The following is a 20,036-nucleotide window of genomic DNA, read 5'->3' as shown; positions in this document are numbered from 1 at the left end:
GCGATTACGCGGCGCGCCCCGCCGAGGGCATCATGAGGGGCCGAGGAGGCGTCCGGCGGCCGGCCTGCGCCAAGGCCGCACGCACCTCGCAGAAACAAGGAAAAGGGAGAGGAAGGGACTGAGATGGGCAACGAAGAGAAAACCGCGCAGGAGGGCCTGTCCCGCCGCGCGTTCCTCGGGCTGGGCGCCACCGCGGCCGCCCTGGCCGCCGGAGCGGGGCTGGCCGGCTGCGCCCCGAAGGCGCGCTTCATCGAGGGCAACTCGATGACCTACGGCGAGGCCAACCGCACAGGCGCGGCGTCCGACGTGCACAACGTCACCGACACGAGCTGGATGAACCCGCCGGAGGAGGTGACCAGCTTCGCCAAGGAGATCGACTGCGATGTGGTGGTGGCCGGCCTCGGCTTCGCCGGCACGGCCGCCAGCCGCGAGCTGGCCGAGCAGGGCAAGAAGGTCGTCGTCATCGAGAAGCAGCCGGAGGACACCTACGCGGCCACCGGCAACGAGTTCGCCTCGCTCAACGCCGCCATCCTCAAGGAGCGCGGCGTGCCGGCCATCGACCCGGTGGAGTTCTACCAGAACTTCATGAAGATCACGTCCAACATGCCCAACCCCGCGCTCGTGATGAAGTTCGCCCAGAACTCCGAGGCCAACTCCAACTGGTACCTGGAGCCCTTGACCGCCGCCGACTACGAGACCATGACCACGGCGTTCTTCCCGCCCACCGAGCATCAGATGAGCGAGCTGTCGGGCATCAAGTTCTGGCCGAGCGTGTGCAGCTTCTACGGCGAGTGCAACCAGACCAAGATCGTCGGCATGAACCACGACATCGCCAAGCAGCACGGCGCGGAGTTCCTCTTCGGCACCTCGGCCGAGTACGTCATCATGGAGGACGGCGCAGTGGCCGGCATCGTGGCCAAGGACGCCGACGGCTACATAAAGGTGAACTGCCGCGCGGTGGTCATCACCTGCGGCGGCATGGGCGGCAACCCCAACATGATGGCCTACTTCATGCCGGACATGGCCCAGGCCCTGGTGGAGGGCGAGAGCCTTTCCTCCATGTCGGCCAACGACGGCCGCGGCGTGCAGATGGCCTACTGGGCCGGCGCGCACCTGGAGACCACGCCCGTCGCCGGCATGAACATGAAGGGGCTCTCCGTCCCCGGCAAGATGAACTGCCTGCCCCAGGCCGTGTGGGTGGACGAGCACGGCAAGCGCTTCTGCAACGAGTACTACCCCACTTCCGAGCAGCGCGGCTACCAGACCACCTTCATGAGCCGCAAGACGAAGTTCGCCGTGGTGGACAACAACTTCACCACCTACCGCCAGTACACCCTGCCCCAGCACGCCGGCTTCACCGCCTCCGAGGCCAACATCCAGTCGCTGCGTGAGGCGCTCGACACCGCCTACGCCAAGTTCAACGGCACCTACGTGGAGCCGGAGAAGACCGAGGGCGAAGGCGGGCCGGGAGGGCCGGGCGGCCCTATGACCTCCGTCGAGTGGATCGCCGACGACACCCTTGAGGGCCTGGCTGCCCAGATGGGCCTGGAGGGCGACGAGGCCGCGGCGTTCCTGGCCCAGATGGAGCGCTGGAACGGCTACTGCGACGCCGGCGTGGACGCCGAGTTCGGCCGCGACCCGCAGGTGCTCTTCCCCGTCAAGGACGGCCCCTTCTACGCCTGCACCTTCGATCCGGAGCTGGGCGAGACCATGGTCACCATGGGCGGCATCATCACCGACGGCGAGCAGAATGCCGTGGACGCCAACTACGAGCCCATCCCCGGCCTCTACGTGTCCGGCAACGACTGCGGCCGCCGCTTCGGCACCGAGTACGTCACGCCCATCCCCGGTGTGTCCATCGCCTTCGCCATGGTGCTCGGCCGCGAGTGCGGCAAGTCCGTCGCCGAGTTCCTCGGCTAGCCGCCAGCCACGACAACCCCTGAGAAAGGAGGAGCGATGAGCGAAGAGAACGAGGCCGCCACGGCGGCCCCCGCCGCCAAGAAGCCGCGCAAGCGCGGTCCTGTCATCGCCGCCGTCGTGGTCGCCGTGGCGATCATCGCCGGCGCGGGACTGTGGGTGTGGCATGAGCAGCCGAGCTTCTGCGCGGCCATCTGCCACGTCCCCATGGATCCCTACCTGGAGACCTACGACGAGCAAGCCGATGCGCCCGGCACCGACAAGTGGATGAACGAGGTGTCCAACACCAACGCCATGCTGGCCGTCACCCACCGCGTGGAGGGCAAGACCTGCATGGACTGCCACGTGCCCACCCTGGCCGAGCAGGTCTCCGAGCTTGGCAGCTGGGTGAGCGGCGACTACGTCTACCCGCTGGTGGAGGCCGACCTCGACCAGCTAACCGAGGCCTCCGGCATGGACGCCGACGAGTTCTGCCTGAAGAGCGGCTGCCATGTGACGGCCGACGGCGAGGCGCTCACCACGCGCGCCCAGCTGACCGAGGCCACAGCCGACCTGGCCTTCAACCCCCACGTGGCCCAGCACGGCGAGCGCGCCTGCAGCGACTGCCACAAGGGGCACCGCGCCTCGGTGATGGTGTGCGCCGACTGCCATAACGAGGCGGCACTGCCCGACGGCTGGATCACCCCCGATGAGCAGGATCAGCTGATCATCCGCTAGCCCCGCACCCCTCGCTGCCGCGACCTTCCCGCGGCCTAGGTGTTGTGTGCCAATAGGTTGTTTACGCCGACGATGCGCGACATGGGCGGCAGGCCCCCGCAGGCGCTGTGCGGCCTGTCCCAATTATAATGCTCGATGAAGGCGGGGAGGGCGGCGGCCCTCCCCGCCTCGCTCTCCCACGCCCTGCCGTACTGCCACTCCTGGGCGAGCGTGCGGTTCATGCGCTCGACCTTGCCGTTCTGCCAGGGGCTGAAGGGCCTCGTGTAGACGTGGCGGACCCCGCGCCCCTCGAGCAGCGCGTTGAACTCGCCGCTGCGGTAGCCCGGCCCGTTGTCGGTCATCACGCGCTCGACCGAGACGCCCATCTCCCCGAAGAAGCCCAGGCAGCGGCCCATGAAGGCCGCGCAGGTGCCCTTGCGCTCGTCGGGCAGCAGCTCGGCGTAGGCCACGCGGCTGAAGTCGTCGACGGCGACGTGCAGGCACGCCGTGCCCGCCCCCGGCCTCGGCCGGCCGGCGCGGCCGCGCGCCCGCCAGCCCCCGCCGTCGGGGACGCGGGCCACCTTCTTGACGTCGACGTGCAGCAGCTCGCCGGGGGCCTCGCGCTCGTAGCGCACCGGCGTCGCGGGGCCGCGGCGCCGGACCTCGCCGGTCACGCGGTCTACGTCGGCGAGGCGCGGCATCCCGCGGCGGGCCACTATCCTGGCGCAGGTGCGGGCGGGGACGCCGGTGGCCGCCGCCAGCGCGAGCGGCGCGAGCAGCATGGACGCGCGGGCCTCGGCGACGCGCTCCTCGGCGTCGGGCGGCGTGAGCCTGGCGAGCCTGCGCGGCCGGCTGCTGCGGTCCGCCAGCCCCTCGCCGCGCCGGCTGCGGCGCAGCCACTTGCACGCGGTCTGGCGGCTGACGCCCATCTGGCGGGCGGCGTCGGCCACGCCGACGCCGGATTCTATGCGGGAAACGAGGGTTTCCCGCCCCCTCGGGGTCAGCTTTGCGTTAGGATGCGATAGCATGGGAGGCCCCCTTCGCTGCGAATCTAGACAACTCACAGCTTGGCGGAGGCCTCCCTATTTGTCACCACCCGGATGTAAACAACGTCTTGGCACTAAACACCTAGGCCGGCCCGCCATCCCTCCCGGCGGGCCGGCTCGTCTTTTGCGAGCGGCGCGAGGGCGCCTGCCCCATCGCCCCCGCTGCCCGAACCGCCCCCGCGTAACGGCCGCTGGCCCCGGAGCGGCCGTTACGCCCCACCAAGGGGTGCGACTGTAGAACAAACGTCACCCGAGGGCGCCTTCGTTGGGTTAGAATAGCCCCCTGAGACGTTCGGGCGCGCAAGGCATCGCGGGGAGCGCGCCGACCTGCGAGAGGAGATTCGCCCCATGGCATTCGAGATCGTCACCGACTCCAGCTCCAACCTCATCGAGGGCATGATCGACGAGTTCGGGCTGCACATCCTTCCCCTGTCGTTCATGGTGGACGGCGAGCAGTACCACAGCTACCTCAAGGGCGAGCACACCGACCTGGCCCAGTTCTACGCCATGATGCGCGAGGGCAAGGTCATCACCACCTCGCTGCCCAACATGGCCGAGTCCGAGGAGCTGCTGCGCGGGCTGCTGACCGCGGGCAAGGACGTGCTCTATATCGGGTTCTCGAGCGGCCTTTCCGGCACCTTCCAGGAGATCGACCTGCTCCTCGGCCAGCTGGCCCAGGAGTTCCCCGAGCGCACGGTGCTCACCGTGGACACGCTGGCCGCGTCCGGCGGCGAGGGGCTCTTGGTGTGGCACGCCGCCACCCTGGCCCGCGACGGCGCCTCCATCGAGGAGGTGCACCGCTGGCTGGAGGACAACAAGCTCAAGCTGGCCCACTGGTTCACCGTGGACGACCTCATGTTCCTGTTCCGCGGCGGACGCGTGTCCAAGACGAGCGCCTGGGCAGGCACCCTGCTCAACATCAAGCCGGTCATGCACGTAGACGACGAGGGGCACCTCATCCCGCTCGAGAAGGTACGCGGCCGCAAGAAGTCGCTCAAGGCGCTGGTGGATCACATGGAGGCCACGGCCGACGCGCCTGTGGCCGAGCAGACGGTGTTCATCACCCACGGCGACTGCCGGGAGGACGCCGAGTACGTGGCTGACCTCGTGCGGGAGCGCTTCGGCGTCACCGACATCGTCATCAACTACGTGGACCCGGTCATCGGCGCGCATTCCGGCCCGGGCACCATGGCCCTGTTCTTCCTGGCCGATCACCGCTAGGCCCTCTCGCCCCCAGCTCGGTTGCCCCTGCGGCCCGGCCTTGCGCCCTCGGCGACATCTGCCAGCAGCGCAAAGCCAGGCCGCAGCGTGTCTGCGAGCAGAAAAGGCCGCATCTCCCGCCTCGCGGGCGCCCCGATGGCGTACCATGTCCCCATGAGCAAGCACGCCGGCATACCGGGCCTGGAGGCCCTGCTTCCCCCCTGGGAGGGGCCGGCCATCCTGCTCGTCGACCTCGACGCGTTCTTCGCCTCCGTCGAGCAGCTCGACCACCCCGGCTGGCGCGGCAAGCCCGTCATCGTGGGCGGTGACGCCGACAAGCACGGCGTCGTTTCCACCTGCTCCTACGAGGCGCGCGCGTTCGGCGTGCGCAGCGCCATGCCCGCCTCGATGGCACAGCGGCTCTGCCCCGATGCCATCTGGACCCACGGCCACCACGACCGCTACCGGCAGATGTCGTCGGCCATCATGGGCATCCTGCGTGACGAGACGCCCCACGTCCAGCAGGTCTCCATCGACGAGGCCTTCGTGGACGTCTCCCCCACCCGCGTCAACGCCGAGCACCCTGTGCTGGTGGCGCGCCGCATCCAGGCGCGCGTGGAGGAGCTGGGCGTTACGTGCTCCATCGGCGTCGGCACCACCAAGTCGGTGGCCAAGATCGCCTCGGACATGGACAAGCCGCGCGGCCTCACCGTGTGCTACCCCGGCGGCGAGGCGGCCTTCTTGGGGCCGCTGCCCGTGCGCGACCTGAGCGGCGTGGGACCGGCAGCTGAGGCGGCGCTCACCGCGCGCGGCGTGCGCACCCTGGGGGAGATGGCCGCCGCCGACGAGGCGCTCCTGCGGCGGGTGTTCGGAAAGAACGCCGCCATGATGCGCGCCCGCGCCGCCGGGGCCGACGAGTCGCCGGTGGAGGTGGACGACGAGGTGAAGTCGGTCTCCAACGAGATGACCTTCGCCCGCGACCTCACCGAGCGCGCCGACATCGAGGCGGCGCTGGCCACCATGGGCGCCAAGGTGGGCCGCCGCCTGCGCCGCAAGGGACTCGCCGGCCGCACGCTCTCCATCCGCATCCGCTACGACGACCGCACCACGCGCTCCGTCCAGCGTCGGCTCGCGCACCCCACCGACGATGAGCTGGCCTACACGCCGCTGCTCTACGAGATGCTCGACGAGGTGTGGCGCCCCGGTATCAAGGTGCGCCTGCTCGGCGTGGGCATGGCCGGCTTCAAGCCGGAGGACGTGGTGCAGGAGGCGCTCTTCACCGACGAGGAGCTCGACGCGCGCGAGGGCGGCGACGAGGCCGGACGCGCCAAGCGTCCCGCGCTCAAGGACGAGGCACGCCGGCGCGGCCTCCTGGCCGCCACCGATGCGCTCAAGGACAAGTTCGGCGAGGGCGCCGTGCGCTTCGGCCACGAGCTGCGCAACGAGTCCAACACCACCGGCTCGTCCACGAAGAACCCCGCCGACTACAAGTAGGCGCGACGGGCAACGGGCCGCACGGCGCACGCATCGCGCGACGCCAGGGTGCCCAACGGGGGGATGCGCCGCGACGCCACTGCCAGCTTTCACGCTCTTTTTGGCACAGATTGGCGTTTTGGTACGGTCAGAGGACGCGAGACTCGCGAATAAGTTACCCATGAGCAACCGTGACCTGGCATAACGCGCTCTGCTTGACAGGGGCAGATGCAAAAACCAGCGTGAAGCGGCTCACCCACCGTACCAAAACGCCGATTACTGCCATCTTCGCGACGAAAAGTGGCTGCGGCACCGCTGCGCTAGCCCGCGAGCGCGCCTGCGGCGACGATCATGGCCAGCACGATGCCCACGACCGACTCGCCGCCCATGAGGCCCGAGGCGATGATGAGCCCCCGGTCGACCGCGTCCGCCTCGGCCCGGGCGCGCTCCTCGGGCGACAGGCCGCGGCGGCGCCAGGCACCCACCCGGTCGTAGGCCACCTTCGCCAGGGCGCCGAGAAAGCCGGTCAGCGACAGGTAGAACGGTAGGTAGACGCCGAGCCCCAGCATCATGGCGGGGAACCCGACCAGGTAGAGCACGAAGCCCGCGGCCAGGCCCACGGCGAAGGCGGGCCCATGCGGCACGCCGCCCACCATGATGGCCACCACCGAGGCCTGGGCCGCCACGAACTCGTGGCCCGGCCCAAAGGCGTCGGGGCCATAGCCGGCCAGAAGCGCCCCCATGGCGCCCACCGCCACGAGCGCGCCCACCACGCCGCCGATGGCCTGGCCCACCCACTGGGCGCGGGGGCTGGTGCCGAGCACCTGGCCAGCCTTGAAGTCGTTCATCACGTCACCGGCCAGCCCTGCGGCCACGGCCACGAGGGCCGCGATGAAGAACAGCTGCACCGTGGCCACCTCGGCGAAGGCCGCCACCAGCAGCATGACGATGAGCCCGAATATCTCAAGCGGGTCGATGCCCGTCTGGCCCACCGACTGGGCCGCCATGGCCGCCGCCACGAACGCGAGAAGCACCACGGCCACGGCCGGCCCTACCGGCAGCCCGAGTCCCAGCGCCGCCACAAGGCCGATGCCGGCGGCCGCGAGCACCCCGAGCCCTGTTGCGCGCCGGCGCCCGGAACTGGCAGCGCGCCCCGCCGCGCCCGCGGCCGTAGGGCCCCTGAGCCCCTCCGCATCCCGGCGAGCCGCCAGGGCGCGGCGCAGGCCGCCCACGCCGCGCGGCAGCACGTCCTTGACGATGACCGCCACGCCGCTGCCCATCATGAGCCCCATGCCCAAGCTCGACACGATGCCCTGGGCCGTGGCCACGTCGCACAGACCGAGGGCCGGGGCGCCCACGATGATGCCGAAGTTGGCGATCACCGCGCCGACGAACCACACGACCACCGCCGCGGTGCCCACCAAAAAGCCCACCGCCAGCGACAGCGGCGAGTTGTAGATGCCGAAGGTCACGCCGGGGATGGGCAGCGTCGCCAGCATCGAGGGGATGACCCCCAGTCCGTCGCGCAGAAGCGCGTAGAGGCCCGCCGCGCCCATGGCGCCAAAGAGCCGCCGCCCCGTGGCGCCCCCGGCATCGCCGGCCTTGAGCGTCTGGGCCGCCGCCTGGCCGATGGGGAACTCGAGGGCCGCCTCCTCGACGAAGTGGCGGCGCAGCAGCACCGAGCCGATGAGGCCGAGCGCCACGCCCCCGAGCGCGATGAGGGCCAGATCCGCCAGGGATACGTCGTCCGCCAGCCCGAGCATCCACGCGCCGGGGATGGTGAAGGCCAGGCCGCCGGCCACCATGGCGCCCGAGGACATGACGGTGTGGGTGACGTTCGCCTCGTTGAGCGAGGCCCTTCCCCGACTAAGCGCGCGCAGGAAGAACAGCGATACGATGGCCGCGAAGATGATGGGCCAGGGAAGCGCGCCCATGCGCAGGGCGACGTAGACGGACGACGCGGTGATGACGACGCAGCCGACGCAGCCGACGACGACGCCCCGCAGGGTCAGCTGACCCTTGAGGTCTCTCATGGTTATCTCCGTTCCGTATATCCGCTCCCCCTCCGTCGGGGAGTCGGGTTACCTCGCAGACGTCGCCCATTATAGGACGCAGCACGCCCTCCCCGCGGCGCGCAGGCGCCAGATGTGGGAAAATCGGGTGACGAACGCGCCGGCAAGGCGGCGCACGCGGAAAGGACAGAACAGTGGCAGGCACCCTCTTGGCAGTGGACATCGGCAACGCCGTCGTGCAGGTCGGGCTCGCCCGAGACGGGCGCCTGCTCGCCCGCTGGGAGCTGGCGAGCACCCCGGCGGCCACCGAGGACGAGGCGCTCCTCGCGCTCGACGGCTTCCTGCGGGCGGCGCGCGAGGGGCTGGCCGCGCCACTCGGCGACGCGCTGCCGGACGAGGTGGCCCGCGCCGCCGCCGAGCGCCCTGCTGATGCGGCCCTCGCCTCGGTAGTGCCCGCCCTCACCGGCTCCTGGGCCGGCGCCGCCCGCCGGCTCACCGGACAGCGCCCCCTCGTGGTGGGGCCGGGCGTCAAGACGGGCCTGCGCATGGGCTACAAGGACCCAGGCGAGGTCGGCGCCGATCGCATCGCCGACCTCGTGGCCGCGCGCGAGACCTACGGCGCGCCGCTCATCGTCGTCGACCTGGGCGTCGCCACCACCGTCGAGGTCATCGACGAGGAGGGCGCCTTCGCCGGAGGCCTCATCATGCCGGGCCTGGGCCTCGGCGCCCGCGCACTCGCCGCTGAGGCGGCACGCCTGCCCGAGGTGGAGGTGCGCGCGCCGGAGGCCCTCGTGGGCCGCAGCACCGCTGAGGCCATGCGCGCCGGCATCGTCTGGGGCGAGGCGGCGCGCCTCGACGGGCTCGCCGCGCTGATCGCCGAGTCGCTCGGCTGCGAGCCGGCCCTCGTGCTCTCCGGGGAGGACGCCGGCCTCATCACCGGGCTCCTGCGTCACGAGGCTGCGGTGGACGAGACCCTCGCCCTGCGCGGCCTCGTGCGCCTCCACGCCCTCAACCGCAAGCCCCGCTAGCGTCCCGACGCCCAGGCCGACGACCCGCGCGGCACCTGCCGAGCGCCCCCGCCACCCCGCCGACTCCCGCACCGCCGGACACGCAAAGCGGCCCCGGCACGAGGCCGGGGCCGCCAGGCAAGCGCGATCGAGGCTGGGACGCTAGTTGAACTTGAACAGCTTCTGCGCGATGTGGTAGCCGCCCAGGCCGACGCGCCGGCCCAGGTCGGTGGGAAGGTTCGTTCCCACGTTGAGCGCGTTCGAGCGAATGCGACGGTAGAGCGACAGGTCGGCCGCCTTCAGGTAGGCCCAGATGTCGGCCAGCTTCTGCTCGTCTTCGGGGGTGTTGCGCATGCGCAGGAACACCGAGCAGATGCACATCATCATGGACAGGTAGTTCTGCAAGTAGTGGCGCAGGCGCTTCTCCTCGATGGCCATGACGTCCACCGCGTCGATCATCTGGCGCGTCACGCGCAGCTGCTGGTCCACGCGGCCCATCATCACCGTCTCGTTGACCGACTGGTCCTCGCGGCCGATGAAGTAGCGGTACATGTCCTCGTCGAAGTAGCGCATGGTCTGCACGTGCGGCAGCGGCTCGTAGACGAAGATGTTGTCCACGTAGAAGCAGTGGCGCGGCAGCTCCAGGCCCATGTCGCGCAGAAGCTCGGTGCGGTAGATGACCGAGTGCATGAGCAGGTACTGGCTCGGCCCGAAGCGCCCCACGTCGCCCCAGCCGAACTCGCGGCCCTCGGGGAAGACGTTCTTGTAGTGCATGATGGTGCGGGCGCCCTCGTGCACCTTCTCGTAGACGTAGTTGGCGATGACCAGGTCGGTAGGCTCCTTGAGCTCGGCTTGGCGGCGCAGGTAGCGCATGATGGGCTCCATGGCGTCCGCGTCGAGCCAGTCGTCGGAGTCGACCACCTTGAAGTAGCGCCCGCGCGCAGCGGCCAGGCCCGCGTTCACGGCCGCACCGTGGCCGCCGTTCTCCTGGTGGATGGCGCGCACCTTGCCCGGATGCTCGCGCTCCCACTGGTCGGCCTTGGCCGGCGTGTCGTCTTTCAAAGAGCCGTCGTCGACGATGATGACCTCCACGTCATCGCCAAGCACGACGAGCGACTCGATGCACTTGTCCATGTACTCCGCGGAGTTGTAGCAGGGAACGGCGAAGCTGACGGTCTTCATGGCGCCCTACTCCGCCTCGTGCGCGCCCTCGCCGGCCTCGGCGATGAGCTTGTCGGACAGGTCAAGCGCCAGATCGACGATGTTGTCCATGTTGTAGTAGCGGTACTCGGCCAAGCGGCCCAGCGGGTAGAAGTTGGGCAGCGACTCGGTGAGCTTGCGGTAGCGCTGGTAGTGAGCGTGGTTCTCCGGGTTGATGATGGCGTAGTAAGGCGTCTGCTCCGCCGGGTTCTCGTAGGCCCGCGAGTACTCCTTCATGATGGTGGTCTTGTCGGACTTCTGGCAGGTCAGGTGCTTGAACTCCGTGATGCGCGTGTAGTCCTCGGTCACCGTGTAGTTCACCGTGCCGCAGGGCAGCTTGTACTCCTGGTCGTAGGTCTCGTAGACGAAGTCGAGGCTACGGTAGGGCAGGCGGCCGAAGCGGGCCAGGAACAGCTCGTCGAGCGGGCCGGTGTAGATGATGGGCCCGTCGAAGCGACGGCCATGCAGCTTGATGGCGGAAAGCGGCGCGTCCTCGGAATCGTCCTCGAACTCCAGCTCGAACACGGACTCGGCCTCGGTGTTCAGGCACACCTCGATGCCGGGGAAGTCGAGCAGGTTCTCGAAGAGCACCGTGTAGCCGTCCTGCGGCATGCCCTGGTAGGTGTCCTGGAAGTAGCGGTCATCGCGCGAGATGAACACGGGCACGCGGGCGGTCACCGACGGATCGACCTCCTCCGGCGTGAGCCCCCACTGCTTCTGCGTGTAGTAGAGGAAGACGTTCTTGTACACGAAGTCGGCGATTTCCGCCAGCTCCGGGTCGTCCTGCTCGCGCAGGGCGTTGATGGTCACCTTGCGCTCGTCGCCGAAGGTGTCCACAAGCTTCTCGATGAGGTGCGCGGCGCGCTCCTCCCCGAAGGCGATCTCCATGGAGTTCTTGTTGAACGGCACGGGCAGGTAGGTGCCGTACCAGTCGGCCAGCACGTGGTGCTGGTAGCCCAGCCAGCCGCTGAACCGACGCAGGTAGTTGAACGCGCGCTGGGAGTTGGTGTGGAAGATGTGCGGGCCGTAGCGGTGCACGAGGATGCCCGCCTCGTCCTTCTCGTCGTACATGTTGCCGCCGATGTGAGGGCGCTTCTCTATGATGAGCACGCGCATGCCGGCGCGCTCGGCCAGCTGACGGGCGGTGACGGAGCCGGCAAAGCCGCTGCCCACCACCACGGCGTCGAAGTCGTTGATGTCAATGTCCTTGAAGGCAGAGTACTGCACTCCCATGGCGTTCAGGTCCTCTCTCGTGGGCGTCCCGCGCGGCGGGCGCCATGCGCTTGCAGGGCAAAACTTCCCCTATTCTACCGGCAACGGGCGCCAACCTGGCTAAACCCCAGGCAAACCATACAAACCGCCGAATACGCGCGCCCGCGCGCATCGTCGCCCGCTACACTGGGGGAAGCTGACCCCTGAGAAAGGAACCGCCCATGACGTTTCTGGAGTCCATGATCGAGCGCGCCCAGGCCGACCGCAAGGTCATCGTGCTGCCCGAGGGCGACGACGCGCGCACCCTCGAGGCCGCGCAGGAGATCCTCGCTCGCGATGTGGCCGACCTCATCATCCTCGGCGACGCCGAGGCTATCGCCGCATCCGGCTTCGACCTGGCCGGTGCCCAGGTCATCGACCCGCGCTCCTCTGAGCTGCGCGAGCCCTTGGCCGCCGAGCTCGTGGAGCTGCGCCGCGCCAAGGGCATGACGCCCGAGCAGGCCGACGCCCTCATGGACGACGTGCTCTACTTCGGCGTCATGATGGTGAAGACGGGCCGCGCTGACGGCATGGTGGCCGGCGCCTGCCACGCCACCGGCGACGTGCTGCGCCCCTGCCTGCAGATCCTCAAGACGGCGCCGGGCGTGAAGCTCGTGAGCTCGTTCTTCGTCATGGTGGTGCCCGACTGCGACCTGGGCGCCGACGGCACGTTCATCTTCTCCGACTGCGGCCTGGAGGTGCAACCCGACGCCGAGCGCCTGGCCCACATCGCCGTGAACTCGGCAGCCAGCTGGCGCACGCTCATCGGAACCGAGCCTGCCGTGGCGCTGCTGTCGCACTCCTCCCACGGCTCGGCGCGCAACGACGACGCGGCCAAGGTGGTGCAGGCCACGGCGCTGGCGCGTGAGCTGGCGCCGGAGCTGGCGCTCGACGGCGAGCTGCAGCTCGACGCCGCCATCGTGCCCGAGGTGGGCGCGTCGAAGGCCCCCGACTCCCCCGTCGCCGGCCACGCCAACGTGCTCGTGTTCCCCGACCTGGACGCCGGCAACATCGGCTACAAGCTCGTGCAGCGCCTGGCCAAGGCCGAGGCCTACGGCCCCATCACCCAGGGCATCGCCGCCCCGGTGAACGACCTGTCCCGCGGCTGCTCCGCCGCCGACATCGTGGGCGTCATCGCCATCACCTGCGTCCAGGCCCAGGCCCGCGGGTAGAGCGCGCGGCGACATCCGGCAACGCACGAGGGACCCGGCGCGACGTCGGGCCCCTCGTACGTTCGCGGGCCGGCCGCCCGGTTGCCGCGCACGGCGGTCTCCGCGGCAAGCCGGGCACGTCGGCGCGGTGGCCCGGCGGGGGGGGCTGCGCTCGGGCGAGGAATCACCGGGGACTGGACGAGAAAGTGCGGGTCTGCGTGGTCGATGCAGACCCGGCGGCCCTCTTCTACGACAGAAGTTCGGCGAAAGCCCCGGTCGCGCGCCTTCGGGCGCAGCTGGCGGGCCTCGAAGGCGCCCCGGCCGGAGCCCCGCCCATGCAGACCCGCACTTTCTCGCAGCAAAGGGCCGCTCTTTTCGCCCACTCCCCACCTCATGTGGATGGAGCGGGCGAAAGCGAGCCAGCCCGCACCTCGAGCCGAGCTGGCGAGTCGTCAGCCTCAGGCCGCCTAGGCGATGGGGGCTCGACACGCTGCCGAGCCCCCATCGTGCGGCAGCCGTCAGCGTCGGGCGCTGCGTCGGCGCGCCAGAGCCGCGGCGGCAGCCGCAAGGGATGCGGCGCCAGCTAAGCCCGCGAATGTCAGCGCAAGCGCGCCGTCTCCCGTCTGCGCCAGGCGTGTCAGCACGGCCGTGGGCCCCTTCGTCGCGGAACCGGCGTCGTCGCCCGGGTTCGGCGGGTCGGCGGGATGCGGCGGATCGACAGGGTCTTGCGGCCCGTCAGGACCACCGGGGGCCTCGGGCCCTGCGGGATCGTCGGGAACCGTCGGGTCGTCCGTGGCCGGCGGCGTCGGCGAATCATCGGGATCGTCGCCCCGGAGGCCGCGTCATCAGTATTCGCAGATTCAGGATTCGCGGGGGCGCTCTCCCCCACTGCTTGGGATGCCGACTGCTCCGGCGGAGCCGGAGCCGCCTCGTCAACGGCGAGGGCCGGCACTCCGATCATCAGGGCAAGCCCTAGAAGGAGACACCCCCCGTGAGGCATTTTTCGAATGCCGCTCCTCGTAGGACCATGATGATCTCGTTCCTCTCGGTGATTGCCGATCTTGCCGCCCACCATGGTAAACAACTCGGCAACGAAATGCCAGCCTCTTTCACCGTGAATGCGAAAAGGCCGGCCGTGAGGGCCCGCGCCACCGGGAGCCTCCTGCTTCGAGCGCATGAGGAACCTGCGGCGCCCTCTTCGGCCCCCAGAGTCGCGTATCGCGCCCCGGAACAAAGCGCCTGGGGGGACTGGACGGCCCATGGCGTGTTTTTTGGCGAGCGATGACGGGCCTGCGACATTTTTGATGAACCATGCGCGACCCGCCTGGGAAGCAGCGCCTGTTTCCACGGTAAAACCCCAGGTCACGATCGAGCAATCCCCGCAGCGCATCCAGCTCAGGGCGGAAAGAAGTCGCAGACCCGTCATCGCTCGCCAGAAAACACGCATCAGGCGCCACAGGGAAGCGTCACGCGAGGGGGGCTCGCCCTCGCGTCCCCACCGCGGCGCCTTCGCTTCTACGACGCCGCTCGCCATCGCACGTTCTCGCCCCCACCTCCATGCCCGCTCACCTGCATCGCCGTCCCAAGGCACCCACACACACGAGGGGCCCGGCGCAATGCCGGGCCCCTCGGAAAGCGTCGCGGCGCGCGGTGCTACAGCATCTCGGTGTGGATGTCGACGCCCTCGGCCTCGGCCACCTGGCGCTCGCGGATGATGTAGAAGGTGTCGCGGGCGATCATGAGCTCCTCGTTGGTGGGGATGATGATGATGCGCACCTGGGAGCTGTCGGCCGAGACCTCGCGCTCGAAGCCGCGCTCCTTGTTCTTCTCCAGGTCGAGCACGATGCCGAGCGGCTGGAGACCGGCGAAGATCATGCGGCGCATCTTCTCGCAGTTCTCGCCCACGCCCGCCGTGAGCACGATGGCGTCCACGCCGCCCATGACGGCGATGTACTGGCCGATGTACTTCTTGACCGAGTTGGAGTACATGTCGTAGGCGAGCTGGGCGCGCTCGTTGCCGGCCTCGGAGGCGTCGCGCACGCTGCGCAGGTCGTTGGAGATGCCGGAGATGCCGAGCAGGCCGCTCTTCTTGTTCATGAGGTCGTTGACCTCTGCGGCGGAAAGCCCCTCGTGCTCCATGACGAAGGGCACGATGGCCGGATCGATGGCACCGCAGCGGGTGCCCATCATAAGGCCGTCGAGCGGCGTGAGGCCCATGGAGGTGTCCACCGCCACGCCATGGTCGATGGCCGACATCGAGCAGCCGTTGCCCAGGTGGCAGGTGATGAGCTTGATGTCGTCAAGCGGCTCGTCCATGAAGGCGGCCGCGCGCTCGGCGATATAGCGGTGCGAGGTGCCGTGGGCGCCGTACTTGCGGATGCCGTACTTCTCGTAGAGCTCGTAGGGCAGCGGGTACATGTAGGCCTTCGGCGGCATGGAGTGGAAGAACGACGTGTCGAACACCGCCACCATGGGCTTGTCCGGCAGGGCCTTCTGGCAGGCGTAGATGCCCATGAGCGCCGCCTTGTTGTGCAGGGGCGCGAGCTCGGCCAGCTCGTCGATCTTGGCGATGACGTCCTCGTCGATGAGAACGGAGCGCTCGAAGTACTTGCCGCCCTGGACGATGCGGTGCCCGACGGCGTCGATCTCGTCAAGCGAGTCGATGGCCTTGGTGGGGCCCGAGGTAAGCGACTCGAGCACGAGGACCATCGCGTCGTTGTGGTCGGCCATCTTCGCGTCGATGACCACCTCGTTGTCGTCGATGCCGTGCTTGTGGAAGGCCTCGGCCGAGCCTACGCGCTCGCAGATTCCCTTGGCCATGACCTGCTGGCTCTCAACGTTGACGAGCTGGTATTTCAGAGACGAAGATCCTGCATTGATGACGAGTACGTTCAACGACCTGCCCCCTTAGACTCGAGTGTACAGCAGAGAATTCTAGGGGGCGGCGCGCCGAGGGCGCCAGCGCGCGGGGCGCCCTTTCGGCGAGCGGGACCTACTCTCCCTTCAAGGAGGGGTCGCCGTCGTTCATCTGCGCGCCGCCGAGCACGTGGACGTGCACGTGGTGGACGCTCTGGCAGGCGTCGTCGCCGGTGTTCACCACCACACGGAAGCCGCCCTCCTCGACGCCCTTCAAGCGCGCCACCTTCCCCACCGTGTTGAAGAGACGGCCCATCACCTCGTCGGGGATGTTGTCGGCAATGTTGTCATAGTGGTCTTTGGGGATGATGAGCGTGTGCACGGGCATCATCGGACTCAGGTCCTCGAAGGCGAGCACGTCGTCGTCCTCGTAGACCTTCGTCGCGGGGATCTCCCCCGCCGCTATCTTACAGAAGATGCAGTCGTCCTTGCGCATGGCGCGTCCTCTCTCTTCGGTGCCGGCCAGGCCGCCTAGGCCTTGGACAGCGTGGTGTCCTGAACCTCGTCGTCGGGGGCGGAGGCCAGCTCGCCCATGAGCACGTCCACCTGCTGCTCGGCCGCGTCGAGGCGACGCTGCAGCGAGGCGAGCAGCGCCACGCCGCGCGCGTAGCTGGTGAGGCTCTCCTCCAACTCGAGGGTGTTGCTCTCAAGCACGCTGACGACGCCCTCCAGCTCGGCCATGGCCTCGCGGAACGTCAGCTCGTCAACGGGTCGCAGGGTATCGCTCATCTAGGACTCCTTCCAGGGTTCGACAGAGGTAGTAGCACGGCTCGCGCGGATGAGGCAGTCCAGCTCGCCATCGGCCACGGTAACGGCGAGCGCGTCGCCAGGGGCCACGGCCTCCACCGAGCGCACCACCGCGCCCGAGCCGTCTCGGGCGATGGAGAAGCCGCGCGCGAGGACCGCGAGCGGCGAGAGGTCGTCAAGGCGGGCGGCGGCCAGGGCCAGCTCGGTGCGGAAGCGCTGGCCGAAGACATCGCCTTGATAGGAGAGCCGCCCGGCGAGGGCGGCAGCGCGCTGGGCGGGACGCTCGGCAAGGGCCGGCCCCAGACGCGTAAGGGCCGCGCCCGCGTCGGAGGCGCGGCGGGCGTGGGGCGCGATGGCGCCGGGCAGCAGGCGCACGAGGGCGCCGCGCAGGGCGTCGAGCTCGCGCCGGTCAGCGGCCAGGGCGTCGGGCAGCGCCTGGGCCAGGCGCGCGGACAGGTCATCGAGGGTCTGGGCGTCGGAGGCCAGGAGCCGCTCGGGCTCGGCGAACAGCGGGCGCATCGCCAGGCGCTCCAGCATGAGGCGCGTGCGCTCGAGGCGCCGCCCCACCGTGGAGGCCAGCGCGTGGGCGCGGGCGCCAAGCTCGCCGGCGAGCGCGCGCACATCAGGCACGGCGGCCGAGGCGGCGGCCGTGGGGGTGGAGGCGCGGTGGTCGGACACCATGTCGGCGATGGAGGTGTCCGGCTCGTGTCCGATGCCGGTGACCACCGGCACGGGCATGGCGGCGATGGCGCGGGCCAGCCCCTCGTCGTTGAAGGGCATGAGGTCCTCGAACGAGCCGCCGCCGCGCACGAGCAGCACCACCTCCGCGCCGTCCATGACGACGCGCTGCATGCCCTCGATGAGGGCTGCCGGCGCGCCGGCGCCCTCCACCGGCACGCCGGCGAGCGCTACGCGGGCCAGCGGGTAGTGCCGGCGCAGGGTGCGCAGCACGTCGTGGACCGCCGCACCGCGCGGCGACGTAACCAAGCCGATCACCTGGGGATACGCCGGCAGCGGCCGCTTGCGCGCCTCGTCGGTGAGTCCCTCGGCCGCCAGCTTGCGCGCGAGGTTGGCCACCTGCAGCCGCAGGTTGCCCTCCCCGGCGAGCGCCACGGAGAACACGTCGAAGTTCATGCGCCCCTTGGCCGCGTACAGGGTGAAGCGGCCCGAGAGCTCCACAAGCGCCCCCACCCGCAGCTCGACGCCCGCGGCCTGGTAGCGGTTGTTCCACATCATGCAGGGCAGCGAGGCAGACGCGTCCTTCACCGTGAAGTAGACCGCCTTGTACCCCGGCTTGGCCGAGAGCTCCGACACCTCGCCCACCAGGCGCACCGTCACGCCCTCGAGGGCGCCCTTGGCAAGCGCCATGGCGGCCGAGACGGAGAGCGCCTCCTTGCGCGCGGCCCCCTCGGGGCCCTCCTGCCGCTGAAGCGCCATGGCAGCCTAGTCCTGGCGCTGGCCGAGCAGCCAGAGCAGCTGCAGGATGGAGGTGAGCGCGGCGGCCACATAGGTGAGGGCGCAGGCGCGCAGCACGTTCCAGGCGCCGGCCTGCTCCTGCTGCGCCAGGCCGATCTCGCCCATGTAGACCATGGCGCGACGCGAGGCGTTGAACTCGACCGGCAGCGTGACCAGCTGGAAGAGCACCACCACGGCGTACATGACGATGGCGGCCAGGATGAGGTTGTTGCTCACCATGATGATGCCGAGCATGAGCAGGAAGATCCAGGCGTTGGAGGCCAGGTTCACCGCCGGCACGATGGCGCCGCGGATCTTCATGGGCGCGTAGTCCTGGGCGTACTGGCAGGCATGCCCCACCTCGTGGCAGGCCGTGGCGGTAGCGGTGATGGTGCGCCCGTCGTAGGCCTCCGGCGAGAGGGTCACCGAGTTGCTGCGCGGGTCGAAGAAATCCTGGCCCGGGCCTCCGCGATATACCTGCACGTCATGGATCCCGTAATAGGCGAGCATCCGGCGCGCGCACTCGGCACCGGTGAGCCCGTTGCCGATGGAGACGTGGGTGTACTTCTTGAGCTGGCTGTTGACGTACCACTGGGCGCCCAGGCCGATGACCAGGGTTGCCGCCACCAGCATGAGGTAGCTCATGTTCATGGCTCTCATCACTCCTTCTGGGGTGTCTCGTAACGTATGGGGTGGCATTATAGCAAACAGAAGTACGCCCTTGATCACACGGGACGAAGAGCGTCAAACCTCCGTAACCGAGGACCTGCCTGCCGCCGCGCGCCGCCCGCGCGAGCCTAGGGGACGGGTGTCACCCGCAGCCCCTCCTCGCCCAGGCTGAGCGCCAGGCGCCCGGCCAGAAGATCGAGCAGCTCCTCGCCCACCATGGCGCGCCGCCAGCCGCGCAGCACGTCCACCTCCTCGGTGTAGCCGCGGGCCAGGCGGGCCAGGTCATCGCGGCTCGCAAGCGTCTGCATGGCAATGCCGTTCTCCCGGGCGCGCAGGCGCACCACCGCCTCCATGAGGTCGAGCTGGGCGTCCACGTTAGGCTCGCTCTTCGACGCACGGTCGAGCACGGGCCACCGGTCCTGGGGCTCGTCGAGCCCCTTGCGCAGCAGCGCCGCCACCGTCCGCGCGTCGCGGGTGGGCAGCTTCTCGCGCATGCCGCGCACCATGAACAGCTCGTCGATGCTGCGCGCCTCGCGCTTGCAGGCCTCCACGATCTGCTCGTCGGTGATGACCCACTTGCGCGGCACGTCGCGGCGGGCCGCCTCCTCCTCGCGCCAGGCCGCCACCTCGCGCGCAGCCGAGAGCTGGCGGCGCGAGAGCGACGAGACGCGCTTGAGACGCCGGAAGCGCTGGCGCGGGTCGGCCTCATAGCGGGCCGGATCGGATAGCTCCGCGAAGTCGGGCGCGAGCCACTCACGCCGCCCGCGCGCATCGAGCATGGCGCACATCTCACGGTAGATGCCCGGCAGGTACACCACGTCATCGGCGGCGTACTCCAGCTGCGAGTCCGACAGCGGCCGGCGCGACCAGTCGGTGTAGGAGTCCACCTTCTTGAGATTCACCCCGCACACCGAGTGGACGAGCGCGCCGTAGCCGATCTGCTGGGTGTGGCCGAGCAGGGCCGCCGCCACCTGGGTGTCGAAGATGGGCTCGGGCAGCATGCCCACCTCACGGTAGAGGATCTCCAGGTCCTGGCCGCCGGCATGGAACAGCTTGACGATGCCGCGGTCGGCCAGAAGCGGCACGAGCACGTGCAAATCGCTCACGGCGAAGGGGTCGACGATGGCCACCTCGTCGTCGGTGGCCAGCTGGAGCAGGCACAAGCGGGCGTAGTAGGTCTTCTCGCGGAGGAACTCCGTGTCGATGGCCAGCACCGATGAGGCGCGCGCGCGTTCGACGAAGGCCTCCAGGGTCTCTTGGTTGTCGATGTACACCGGGTCGTTTCCTTACAAACAG

General features: G+C 69.5%; 17 protein-coding genes. 6 read left to right on the top strand and 11 right to left on the bottom strand.

Annotation, left to right across the window (positions count from 1 at the left end):
- Positions 1–123 precede the first annotated feature (123 nt).
- Together AC6I0Y_RS04865 and AC6I0Y_RS04860 are read left to right on the top strand one after the other, a co-directional pair.
- A complete protein-coding gene (locus AC6I0Y_RS04865) occupies positions 124–1,920 on the top strand; it encodes an FAD-dependent oxidoreductase (RefSeq protein WP_497733442.1) in 1,797 nt (598 codons plus the stop codon).
- A gap of 36 nt (positions 1,921–1,956) precedes the next feature.
- Positions 1,957–2,634 (top strand): cytochrome c3 family protein, encoded by a 678-nt coding sequence (locus AC6I0Y_RS04860; protein WP_497733440.1) that lies wholly within the window; start codon positions 1,957–1,959, stop codon positions 2,632–2,634.
- 35 nt (positions 2,635–2,669) lie between these two features.
- Here the strand turns inward: AC6I0Y_RS04860 and AC6I0Y_RS04855 are convergent, their stop codons facing one another.
- On the bottom strand, positions 2,670–3,641 hold the full coding sequence (locus AC6I0Y_RS04855) for an IS481 family transposase (RefSeq protein WP_497733438.1): 972 nt from the start codon (positions 3,639–3,641) through the stop codon (positions 2,670–2,672).
- A gap of 366 nt (positions 3,642–4,007) precedes the next feature.
- On the opposite strand from AC6I0Y_RS04855, the gene AC6I0Y_RS04850 reads away from it, so the two are divergent.
- Positions 4,008–4,880: a DegV family protein gene (locus AC6I0Y_RS04850; RefSeq protein ID WP_497733436.1), complete on the top strand. Its 873-nt coding sequence runs from the start codon at positions 4,008–4,010 to the stop codon at positions 4,878–4,880.
- Positions 4,881–5,033: 153 nt separating this feature from the next.
- Positions 5,034–6,353 carry a DNA polymerase IV gene (dinB, locus tag AC6I0Y_RS04845; RefSeq protein WP_160709654.1) on the top strand — a complete coding sequence of 440 codons (1,320 nt, stop codon included), beginning with the start codon at positions 5,034–5,036 and terminating at the stop codon, positions 6,351–6,353.
- A 299-nt stretch (positions 6,354–6,652) separates the two neighbouring features.
- Here dinB and AC6I0Y_RS04840 read toward each other — a convergent pair whose 3' ends face one another.
- Entirely contained in the window at positions 6,653–8,365 is a 1,713-nt protein-coding gene (locus tag AC6I0Y_RS04840) for an OPT/YSL family transporter (RefSeq protein WP_497733434.1), read from the bottom strand.
- A 173-nt stretch (positions 8,366–8,538) separates the two neighbouring features.
- On the opposite strand from AC6I0Y_RS04840, the gene AC6I0Y_RS04835 reads away from it, so the two are divergent.
- Positions 8,539–9,372, top strand: coding sequence for a type III pantothenate kinase (locus AC6I0Y_RS04835; RefSeq protein WP_497733432.1), 834 nt, complete (start codon positions 8,539–8,541; stop codon positions 9,370–9,372).
- Positions 9,373–9,513: 141 nt separating this feature from the next.
- Here the strand turns inward: AC6I0Y_RS04835 and AC6I0Y_RS04830 are convergent, their stop codons facing one another.
- Together AC6I0Y_RS04830 and glf are read right to left on the bottom strand one after the other, a co-directional pair.
- The gene (locus AC6I0Y_RS04830) at positions 9,514–10,533 is read right to left on the bottom strand and encodes a glycosyltransferase family 2 protein (RefSeq protein ID WP_497733430.1); all 1,020 of its coding nucleotides are present in this window, start codon (positions 10,531–10,533) and stop codon (positions 9,514–9,516) included.
- Positions 10,534–10,539: 6 nt separating this feature from the next.
- Positions 10,540–11,784, bottom strand: a complete 1,245-nt coding sequence (glf, locus tag AC6I0Y_RS04825; protein WP_160709662.1) for a UDP-galactopyranose mutase — start codon at positions 11,782–11,784, stop codon at positions 10,540–10,542.
- A gap of 200 nt (positions 11,785–11,984) precedes the next feature.
- Between glf and pta the strand changes: the two genes are divergently transcribed.
- The gene (pta, locus tag AC6I0Y_RS04820) at positions 11,985–12,974 is read left to right on the top strand and encodes a phosphate acetyltransferase (protein WP_497733427.1); all 990 of its coding nucleotides are present in this window, start codon (positions 11,985–11,987) and stop codon (positions 12,972–12,974) included.
- 497 nt (positions 12,975–13,471) lie between these two features.
- Here the strand turns inward: pta and AC6I0Y_RS04815 are convergent, their stop codons facing one another.
- The 7 genes from AC6I0Y_RS04815 to rnd all read right to left on the bottom strand — a co-directional run bounded on the left by AC6I0Y_RS04815 (position 13,472) and on the right by rnd (position 20,014).
- On the bottom strand, positions 13,472–13,597 hold the full coding sequence (locus AC6I0Y_RS04815; protein WP_497733425.1) for an LPXTG cell wall anchor domain-containing protein: 126 nt from the start codon (positions 13,595–13,597) through the stop codon (positions 13,472–13,474).
- 1,009 nt (positions 13,598–14,606) lie between these two features.
- On the bottom strand, positions 14,607–15,848 hold the full coding sequence (locus AC6I0Y_RS04810; protein ID WP_497733423.1) for an acetate/propionate family kinase: 1,242 nt from the start codon (positions 15,846–15,848) through the stop codon (positions 14,607–14,609).
- 97 nt (positions 15,849–15,945) lie between these two features.
- Positions 15,946–16,305 carry a histidine triad nucleotide-binding protein gene (locus AC6I0Y_RS04805; protein WP_497733421.1) on the bottom strand — a complete coding sequence of 120 codons (360 nt, stop codon included), beginning with the start codon at positions 16,303–16,305 and terminating at the stop codon, positions 15,946–15,948.
- Positions 16,306–16,340: 35 nt separating this feature from the next.
- Positions 16,341–16,598: an exodeoxyribonuclease VII small subunit gene (xseB, locus tag AC6I0Y_RS04800; protein ID WP_497733419.1), complete on the bottom strand. Its 258-nt coding sequence runs from the start codon at positions 16,596–16,598 to the stop codon at positions 16,341–16,343.
- The gene (xseA, locus tag AC6I0Y_RS04795; protein WP_497733417.1) at positions 16,599–18,053 is read right to left on the bottom strand and encodes an exodeoxyribonuclease VII large subunit; all 1,455 of its coding nucleotides are present in this window, start codon (positions 18,051–18,053) and stop codon (positions 16,599–16,601) included.
- A 6-nt stretch (positions 18,054–18,059) separates the two neighbouring features.
- Complete coding sequence (locus tag AC6I0Y_RS04790) at positions 18,060–18,722, bottom strand: zinc metallopeptidase (protein ID WP_370520314.1); 663 nt, start codon at positions 18,720–18,722, stop codon at positions 18,060–18,062.
- A gap of 146 nt (positions 18,723–18,868) precedes the next feature.
- Positions 18,869–20,014, bottom strand: a complete 1,146-nt coding sequence (gene rnd, locus AC6I0Y_RS04785) for a ribonuclease D (RefSeq protein WP_160709964.1) — start codon at positions 20,012–20,014, stop codon at positions 18,869–18,871.
- Positions 20,015–20,036 lie beyond the last annotated feature (22 nt).

Source organism: Adlercreutzia sp. St.1H8 (assembly GCF_059728655.1).
The sequence above is the reverse complement of the archived record's forward strand: the minus strand, read 5'-3'. Positions and strand labels throughout refer to the sequence as shown.

Coding starts and splice junctions, on each gene's coding strand:
- AC6I0Y_RS04830 (WP_497733430.1), bottom strand. CDS start 10,533: ATGAAGACCGTCAGCTTCGCCGTTCCCTGCTACAACTCCGCGGAGTAC.
- AC6I0Y_RS04860 (WP_497733440.1), top strand. CDS start 1,957: ATGAGCGAAGAGAACGAGGCCGCCACGGCGGCCCCCGCCGCCAAGAAG.
- AC6I0Y_RS04790 (WP_370520314.1), bottom strand. CDS start 18,722: ATGAACATGAGCTACCTCATGCTGGTGGCGGCAACCCTGGTCATCGGC.
- AC6I0Y_RS04850 (WP_497733436.1), top strand. CDS start 4,008: ATGGCATTCGAGATCGTCACCGACTCCAGCTCCAACCTCATCGAGGGC.
- pta (WP_497733427.1), top strand. CDS start 11,985: ATGACGTTTCTGGAGTCCATGATCGAGCGCGCCCAGGCCGACCGCAAG.
- xseA (WP_497733417.1), bottom strand. CDS start 18,053: ATGGCGCTTCAGCGGCAGGAGGGCCCCGAGGGGGCCGCGCGCAAGGAG.
- xseB (WP_497733419.1), bottom strand. CDS start 16,598: ATGAGCGATACCCTGCGACCCGTTGACGAGCTGACGTTCCGCGAGGCC.
- glf (WP_160709662.1), bottom strand. CDS start 11,784: ATGGGAGTGCAGTACTCTGCCTTCAAGGACATTGACATCAACGACTTC.
- AC6I0Y_RS04840 (WP_497733434.1), bottom strand. CDS start 8,365: ATGAGAGACCTCAAGGGTCAGCTGACCCTGCGGGGCGTCGTCGTCGGC.
- dinB (WP_160709654.1), top strand. CDS start 5,034: ATGAGCAAGCACGCCGGCATACCGGGCCTGGAGGCCCTGCTTCCCCCC.
- AC6I0Y_RS04805 (WP_497733421.1), bottom strand. CDS start 16,305: ATGCGCAAGGACGACTGCATCTTCTGTAAGATAGCGGCGGGGGAGATC.
- AC6I0Y_RS04855 (WP_497733438.1), bottom strand. CDS start 3,641: ATGCTATCGCATCCTAACGCAAAGCTGACCCCGAGGGGGCGGGAAACC.
- AC6I0Y_RS04865 (WP_497733442.1), top strand. CDS start 124: ATGGGCAACGAAGAGAAAACCGCGCAGGAGGGCCTGTCCCGCCGCGCG.